Genomic DNA, 253 nt, shown 5'->3' with positions numbered 1-253 from the left:
TACCGATCCGCAGGATTTCGGCAGGAATCATCCGGGCCGCCATGAGGTTCACGGCATCGATCTCTCCAAGTGGAACGGCGACGGCATCGACTGGGCCACCGTGAAGAAATCCGGCATCGGCTTCGTCTTCATCAAGGCGACCGAGGGCAAGGATCGCATCGACCCGACTTTCGAGAAGAACTGGCGTGGTGCGGCGGCGGCCGGCATTCCGCACGCGCCCTATCATTTCTATTATTTCTGCTCGACGCCCGAC

The 253-nt window shown here is 60.5% G+C and carries 1 protein-coding gene; it reads left to right on the top strand.

Annotation, left to right across the window (positions count from 1 at the left end; translation table 11 throughout):
• Positions 1 to 253, top strand: a 253-nt coding sequence (locus KVS69_RS19970; RefSeq protein ID WP_302675398.1) for a GH25 family lysozyme, incomplete at both ends; no start/stop codon positions are given.

Origin of the sequence: Stenotrophomonas sp. GbtcB23 (assembly GCF_019091045.1) — a bacterium.
In the GTDB taxonomy this organism is placed as follows: Bacteria; Pseudomonadota; Gammaproteobacteria; order Xanthomonadales; family Xanthomonadaceae; genus Stenotrophomonas; species Stenotrophomonas rhizophila_A.
Note: the sequence above shows the minus strand (reverse complement) of the source record. Positions and strands in the feature narration are given on the sequence as shown.